This window comes from Flavobacterium koreense, from assembly GCF_054776075.1.
Genome location: NZ_BAAHCF010000018.1, coordinates 1 through 4184, shown reverse-complemented (window position 1 = coordinate 4184; position 4184 = coordinate 1). Strand labels below are relative to the sequence as shown.

General features: G+C 36.7%; 1 protein-coding gene. It reads right to left on the bottom strand.

The window, feature by feature from the left end:
- A partial coding sequence (locus ACYU7A_RS08020; protein WP_460575583.1) for a beta strand repeat-containing protein occupies nucleotides 1-4184 on the bottom strand: 4184 nt, incomplete at both ends.

Here is a 4184-nt window from a genome sequence, read left to right as displayed (position 1 = left end):
CTTCTACTCTATAAGTACTTGCATATAAGATTCCTGACAATTGTGTCATGTTAAACTTATTACCTGCTTGTGTAGTTTCTTGCGATAATCCTGTTGGATTTCCTGCAATTACTCTTGTAACTCTAAATCTATAAGCAGTAACATTAGACACTGCTCCTGCAGTAATCCATTGGTTCATAGCTGTTAATGTACTTCCACATTGTGCGCCAATTGTTGAAACTGGATTTGGTGTGTTTAAGTAACAAGCAGGACCATAGAAAGATTGCCATACACCATTCATCATTACAGCAACTTCAAACATGTATCTTGAGTTGTAAGTAGTATTTGGTACGTTAGCTAAAGAAATATTATTCACTGGTCGGTCAATAATAACTGGTGCTGCAATTGGTGCATTAGTATTCATATCTACTTTAGTGATTTTGAATCTGTATCCTTGAGCTAAATTAGACCATGTAGCAGTAACTGTAGAGAACCAACCAGCTAAAGTAGTTCCACATGTTGCTGGAGCAATAGTTGAACAATTTGTATTAACTAGTAAAGCTACACTTGTACCACTTGTTGGAACTAATGGACAACTTGGCGTTACGTCAACTCTTGTTAAACTTGTAACAACAACCGATTGACCAGTTGTAGCCAAGAATACTGCGAATGTACCAACACCAGAAGCATTAGCAACAACGTTAGCTGGAGTTTGTGCAACACCTCCTAAAGTATAAGCAATCGATGAAGTGCTATTTGGTACTAATCCAGAAACTGTTAAAGTAGCATTTGTATTTAAACAAGCTGTAGTAGTCGAAATTGAACCATATGTTACTGAATTAACAGTAACCATTACCACGTTACTTGTAGTAGAAGAACAAACTCCACTAGTTACAACAGCTTGATAATACGTTGTAGAAGTTAAACTTCCTGTATTAAGTGTAGCTGATGTTGCACCTGAAATGTTAGACCAAGTTGTTCCGTTAGCAGATTGTTGCCATTGGATTGAACCAACATAACCAGTTAAAGAAAGTGATGTTCCGCTTCCTGCACATAAAACAGTAGCATTTGCACTAGCAGTACCACCAACTGAAACTGGAGAAACTGTCAAATTAACTGTAGCTGTAGAGAAACAAGTTGTCGATGGATTTGTAGTTACTACGCTATAGGTTCTATCTGATGTTGGTCTAGCATAAACAGAAGCTACATTACCTCCTGTATATGGAGTTGACATCAAAGCATCTGTAAATAACTCTGTGGTTGGTGACCAAGCATATTGAAGTATAGCTGATTTAGTTAATACAATGTTTGGTCTAGAAGTACCAGAACCAGTAGGTGTAGCGGCTGACAATACTGCAGCAGCAGTAGCATTATCAACTCTGTACCAATTTGATGAAACAAAACCTAAAGTAGAATTAGTAGATTGTACAAAATCTGTTGAAGTACCTGGATTTGCATTACTATATGAAGTTTCAATTACCACATTGCTAGTTCCATCCCATGTAAAATTAGAGTTAAATGGAATAGAAACGTTCGTTGGCAATCCAGATGTAGGAATAGTTAAATTCGCAGCTGTTCTTACCGTAGTTAAGCCTCCAATAAATGCAGTAGAAGTAAGAACTGTATTAGTTGTATGACCCATTGCTACACTATATGAATTTAAAGTTCCTGTAAAAGTAGTTCCTACTGCAGTTACATTCATCGCAATCGCTGATATTTGATCACCTGGATAAAATCCTAATGCAGTAAGTTCACTAGCTCTAATTAACATTTGATGTTTAGCACCTCCATAATAATTTGAGAATGGTGCTGGATAAGCAGTAGTAGCATTAACAGTAGTTCCTGTACCTAAAACTAAATTAGCAGGAACAGAAGCAGATGCTGTCAATAAAACGGGACTACCTGTTTCACATAATGTATTGCTAGAAGCAACTATAGTATTCACTGGTAATGGATTAACAGTTACATTATAAGTAGCTGTATTCACACAACCAGAAGAATTACTTGCTGTTAAAGTATAAGTAGTTGTTGCAGTTGGATTAAATGTAAATCCAACATTCTCATTTCCACTTACTCCTGTACTTGGTGACCAAACATAAGAATCATAATCTCCTATTACAGAAGTTAAATTAACTACACTTGAATTACCATTACATAGAGTTGCAGAAGTTGCACTCAATGTTAAAGCAGGTGGTGGAGTAACAGTAGCAGTTACCATAGTTCTTGACGAAGCACATCCACTACCAAAAATCCAATTGTATAATCCCATAAAATAGGTGTTATCAAATCCATTTCCTGTAATATTAGCTAATGCAGAAGTATATGGATAAACAGCACCCGAGTTATTTCTTCTTATTCCTCCTGTCGGAAGCGTATCAGTATATAAATTATAACTACCAGCTGTAAGTGGGGCGTCAATTATAATTGTTTGTGGTGTATTTCCTCCACTAACATTTGTTGTATAATTGATAGTTTTAATAACTGTTCCTGAGGTAGTTGAACCATTTCTAACTGTGATAACACCATTAACACCCGATGTTAATGGATAAATATCTACAGAAGTTAAGGTTGTAGCTGAAAGTGTTGTGAAGTTTACATTCCAAGCTACAGTTTGTGTAGAAGGAGTTCCTCCACCAGCAGGTGAAACTAATCCAACATTTGAAGATGTACCACCAATGTTTGACTCTACATAATAATTAGTTGTTGCTGAAATACTTGGTGTCGTAAATGTATTACCAGTAGCTAATGATGTACCTCCGGTAGCATTAGCATACCAATTTAAAGATGCTCCAGATGATGGAGTAGCACCTAAAACTACTGTACCTGTTCCACAACGTCCACCTGGAGTTGTTGTAGCTACAGCTGGAGCATTAACACCAATATTGATACTATTTGTATCTGCGAATAAACCACTATTTGCACAAGTAACTCTACAGAAATAAGTTTCTGGAGAAGATAAAACTGGTGTTGTAAAAGTAGTATTTGTAGCTCCTGAAATAGCACCTGCAGAGTTATACCATTGGAATGAAATTCCTGTAACTCCGGTTGTAAATCCTGATACTGATAAATTAGCTGTTCCTGAATAACAAACATTAGCAACACTAGATACTGCTGTACCTGCAGTTGGCGTGCCTGTACAAGCTGGAGCTGGTAAAATATTGATAATATAATCTTCTGTTTCCCCCCAAGTATATGTACCACAACCAATTGGTGTTGTAGTAGCTGTACCTGATTCATTCAATAAAACCCTCATTCTTGTGTTTCCTAAAGAAGCAGTTAAAGGAACTGTTATAGAAGAACTAAAAACTACTCCATTTGCCGGAGCTGTTGATGGTCCATCAACTCCACCTGTGTGATTATATGCCTCACCTGCATCTGAGAAATCTCCATCTTTATTCCAGTCGATAAAAATTTTAGTCCAACTCACCCAATAACCATTCATACTAGATTGTTTTACCTCAATAGGATATGTTGTTAACTGAACAAAATCTTGAACAGGTAATGATGTAAAGTCTGTATAAGTTGCAATAGAAGCTGGGTTATTAATAAATACCGTTGGAGCAACAGCTGGATTCACAAGTGAACCAAAAGTTACTTGAGCCACATCTACATCTGAAGTACTTGTAGCATTTGAAGTACAATAATTATTAATTGTTAATTGTGCTCCAGTAGAAGTTCTAGAACATCCTCCTGGGTTTAATACAACTCTATAGAAATTAGCTGTACTTGCAGCTATTGATGAAGTTGTAATTACAGAAAGTGTACTTGATGTAGCACCTGAGTATGTAACATTTGCTGGAGTACCATCAACAACATTAGAATAAGTTCCTCCTAAAGTTGTTGCTCTTTGCCATTGATAAGTCAATGGTAAAGCTGCTGTTGCAGTAGCATTAAAGGTAGCTGTACCTCCACCAAGAACTGTTGTAGCAATTGGATTAGCAGTTATTGTTGGGTTATTTATGATTAACTCAGCACCCATTGAATTTGTATCTGAACATGGAGATGAACCCAATGCAACTGATCTATAATAGTGAGGACCAGCTACTGGAGTTGCAGCTGTTGTTGTAACAATTAATGAACTTGTATTAGCACCTACATAAGAAGCGCCAGTTGGAGTTCCTGTTACAACATCGTTGTAATTTGTTCCATCAGATGAATATTGCCATTTGTAACCTGTAAATGAACCTGAAGCTGCTGTTGTAAAT